The sequence below is a fragment of the Amnibacterium sp. genome, assembly GCF_025463795.1.
Taxonomy (GTDB): domain Bacteria; phylum Actinomycetota; class Actinomycetes; order Actinomycetales; family Microbacteriaceae; genus Amnibacterium.
Genome location: NZ_JAODBE010000118.1, coordinates 1 through 3,800 on the forward strand (window position 1 = coordinate 1; position 3,800 = coordinate 3,800).

The 3,800-nt window shown below is 71.4% G+C and carries 4 protein-coding genes; 3 read left to right on the top strand and 1 reads right to left on the bottom strand.

Annotated elements, in window-relative coordinates:
- Together JWQ92_RS10315 and ndk are read left to right on the top strand one after the other, a co-directional pair.
- Positions 1-292 (top strand): DUF4233 domain-containing protein (locus tag JWQ92_RS10315; protein ID WP_297344372.1); only part of this gene is annotated, 292 nt, incomplete at its 5' end.
- Positions 289-711, top strand: coding sequence for a nucleoside-diphosphate kinase (gene ndk / locus JWQ92_RS10320; protein WP_297344373.1), 423 nt, complete (start codon positions 289-291; stop codon positions 709-711). The genes JWQ92_RS10315 and ndk, both read left to right, overlap by 4 nt.
- 82 nt (positions 712-793) lie before the next feature.
- Here the strand turns inward: ndk and JWQ92_RS10325 are convergent, their stop codons facing one another.
- Positions 794-1,390 (bottom strand): vitamin K epoxide reductase family protein, encoded by a 597-nt coding sequence (locus JWQ92_RS10325; protein WP_297344374.1) that lies wholly within the window; start codon positions 1,388-1,390, stop codon positions 794-796.
- Positions 1,391-1,715: 325 nt separating this feature from the next.
- On the opposite strand from JWQ92_RS10325, the gene JWQ92_RS10330 reads away from it, so the two are divergent.
- Positions 1,716-3,800: Rne/Rng family ribonuclease (locus JWQ92_RS10330; RefSeq protein ID WP_297344375.1), on the top strand; the 2,085-nt coding region annotated here is incomplete at its 3' end.

A 3,800-nucleotide genomic window follows, 5' to 3' on the forward strand; every position in this document is an offset into this window, starting at 1 on the left:
GGTGCTGTTCGGCCTGCACTCGCTGCCGGCGTGGGCGGCTCTGGGCGGGGGAGCAGTGCTGATCGTGCTGATGATCCTCGCCATCGGGCTGCTCCGGAACACCGTCGGCGTGGTCCTGGGATGGCTCGTGCAGCTCATCGTGGTGGCCGCCGGAATCCTCGTCCCCGCCTTCTTCATCGTCGGCGCGATCTTCACCGCCATGTGGGCGTACTGCATGATCGCCGCCGCACGGATCGACCGAAACAATCAGGCGGCCGCCCGTGCGGCCGACAACGGAACGGAGAACCCATGACCAGTGGCATCGAAGAGACGCTCGTCCTCATCAAGCCGGATGGTGTCGCACGCAATCTGACCGGCGAGATCCTGCGCCGCATCGAGGCGAAGGGCTACGCCCTCACCGACATCCGGATGGTCGAGGCCGACCGGGCCCTGCTCGCGCAGCACTACGCGGAGCACGAGGGCAAGCCGTTCTACGAACCGCTCGTCGAGTTCATGGAGTCCGGGCCGATCGTCGCGATCCGCATCGCCGGGGAGCGCGTCATCGAGGGCTTCCGGTCGCTCGCCGGCACGACGGACCCGACGACCGCCGCGCCCGGGACGATCCGCGGCGACCTCGGCCGGGACTGGGGCGCGAAGGTGCAGCAGAACCTCGTGCACGGCAGCGACTCGCCCGAGTCCGCCGCCCGCGAGCTCGCCCTCTGGTTCCGCTGACCTCGGGCGCGGGAGCCGCGACCGCAGGATCAGATCGGATCCGCACGACGAGCAGGCGCTTTCGTCCTGCTGGGGCGCCGGGTCAGATCTGGGCGAGCACGTCCAGGCGCAGCTGCGCGACGACCGCGACGGCCACGTAGGCGAGCAGGCTGATGAGCGGCGTCCAGCCGTAGAGCGCGGCGCCCGCGCGGCGCACACCGCGGCCCGCGGGCAGGTTGCCCTCGCCCAGGTTGTACAGCGTCGTCGCGAGGAACATCGGGATCACGACGGTCCACACGAGCATGCACCAGGGGCAGAGCGTGCCCAGGTGGAAGATGCTCACGCCGATCAGCCAGACGACGAAGGCCAGCGCCGCGAGCAGGCCGAGATTGAACAGGGACCAGAACCAGCGCGGGAACCGTGCGCCGGCCAGCGTGGCCACGCCCATGATGATCGGCGCGGGGAAGCAGATCAGCCCGATCAGCGGATTCGGGAACCCGAAGACGCTGCCCTCGGGGGAGTTCAGGTTCGCCCCGCACTGCACGAGCACGCTGAAGTTGCAGCTGAGGTGCGCGTTCGGGTTCTCCAGCACCTGGAACTTGTCCAGCGTGAGCTCGAACGCGGCGAGCAGCCCGAGCAGGCCGCCCAGGATCAAGAGGATCGCCAGCGCGACCGGTCGTCTCGCGTCCTGCTCGTTCACGCCCGGCAGTATCGCACCGGCATGCACCCACACCGGGGGCGGACGCTCCGGAGCGAGGCGTGCGATAATGCCTTCAGGTCGCTGTGCACCCGCACCGGCGGCCGAATGCTTCGACAGGTCCGCACCGAGCGGGCCGAGCCCGGGGGGACCTGGGACGGCGCTTGTCCCGCCGCGTGCACCCGAGAGCGGGTGTGCGGACGTTCAAGGATTTGCGTCGATCCCGATCGGCGCGGCGCACGCGCTCGCCGACGGGATCGGCCTGAGGAGCACGGAGGGCGCGCTTCCGAGGAAGCGTCGCCGGCTCCGCGTGAGGAGTGCACCAGCGATGGTGGAGTACGAGAACGACGGCAAGGTCGACGAGACCACGATCGAGACGACCGAGGACGCGCCGAAGCGGCGACGCCGCTCGGCGCCCCGGCGAGCGAGCAGCGCGGTCTCCGCGGCACCGGCTCCCGCCGCGGACCCGGAGGGCGCGGACGAGCACGTCGCGCCCGATCCAGAGCCCGCGGCGGACGGCCCGGTGACGGAGCCGCAGACCGTGAGCCCGGGCGAGGCGGTCCCCGACGCCGCCTCGGAGGAGCCGCGCGTGGAGCAGGCCGCCGCGCGCCGGCCGCCGCTGGCCGTGCTGTTCCAGGCCCCGCCCGCGCTGCCTGAGCCCGCGCCCGGATCGGCGCCGGACCTCGTGGAGGACGACGACGAGGAGGAGGAGGAGAGCGCGGACGACGACGCGGACTCCGCCGCATCGCGCCGCTCCCGTCGCAGGACCCGCCGCCGCTCCGGCGGCCAGCAGCCGGCCACCGAGGGCGCCGTCACCGAGGTCGTGCCGAAGGCCCGGCCGGTCAAGGAGCTCATCACCGAGCCGCAGAAGCTCAAGGGCTCCACCCGGCTCGAGGCGAAGCGCCAGCGCCGCCGCGACGGCCGCGACGCGGGGCGCCGCCGCACCGTCGTCACCGAGGCCGAGTTCCTCGCCCGCCGCGAGGCGGTCGATCGCCGCATGATCGTCCGCAACGCGGGCGACCGCATAGAGATCGGTGTGCTCGAGGACGGCATCCTCGCCGAGCATTACGTGGCGAAGTCGCAGAACGTCTCCCTGATCGGCAACGTCTATCTCGGTCGGGTGCAGAACGTGCTGCCGAGCATGGAGGCGGCGTTCGTGGACATCGGACGAGGCCGCAACGCCGTGCTGTACTCCGGCGAGGTCGACTGGGACGCCGCCGGCGACCGGCTCGGGGAGAAGGGCAACCAGGCTCGGCGCATCGAGCTCGCCCTGAAGTCCGGCGACACCGTGCTCGTGCAGGTGACGAAGGACCCGATCGGCCACAAGGGCGCCCGGCTGACCAGCGCGATCTCGCTGCCCGGCCGCTACCTCGTCTACGTGCCGAACGGCTCGATGAACGGGATCAGCCGGAAGCTGCCCGACACCGAGCGGGCCCGGCTCAAGCGGATCCTCAAGGACGCCCTGCCCGACTCCGCCGGCGTCATCGTGCGCACGGCTGCGGAGGGTGCGACGGAGGAGCAGCTCACCGTCGACGTGCAGCGCCTTGCGAACCAGTGGGCGGAGATCCAGCACCTCGTCGAGACGTCGAGCGCGCCGACGCTGCTCCACGGCGAGCCGGACCTGCTCGTGAAGATCGTCCGCGACGTCTTCAACGAGGACTTCTCGAAGCTCGTGATCGAGGGCGACGACGCCCGGGCCACGATCGAGCGCTACCTGAAGCAGGTCGCGCCCGACCTGCTCGACCGGGTCGAGCCCTGGGACGGCGACACCGACGTCTTCACCGCTCACCGGGTGCACGAGCAGATCGAGAAGGCGCTCGACCGCAAGGTGTGGCTGCCCTCCGGCGGCTCGCTCGTGATCGACCGCACCGAGGCGATGACCGTCATCGACGTCAACACCGGCAAGTTCGTCGGATCCGGCGGCAACCTCGAGGAGACGGTCACCAAGAACAACCTGGAGGCCGCGGAGGAGATCGTGCGCCAGCTCCGGCTGCGCGACATCGGCGGCATCATCGTCATCGACTTCATCGACATGGTGCTCGAGAGCAACCGCGACCTGGTGCTCCGCCGCCTCGTCGAGTGCCTGAGCCGCGACCGCACCAAGCACCAGGTCGCCGAGGTCACCTCGCTGGGGCTCGTGCAGATGACCCGCAAGCGTCTCGGTGTCGGACTCGCGGAGTCGGTCACCGAGACCCCGGCCGGTCCGGAGCCCAAGCAGCAGGAGCAGGGCCGCCGGCGCCGTGGCGGCGGCGGCAACGGCGCGCAGGCGCCCGCGCAGCGGACGTCCGCCACGCACGCCATCACGGACGACATGAAGAGCGCACTCGCGCAGATCGCGGGCGCCACGATCGCGCCGTCCCGGCCGCTGCACGACACGGTCCACGAGGCCGCCGCCGGCCGCGCCGCCGAGCCG

Coding starts and splice junctions, on each gene's coding strand:
- ndk (WP_297344373.1), top strand. CDS start 289: ATGACCAGTGGCATCGAAGAGACGCTCGTCCTCATCAAGCCGGATGGT.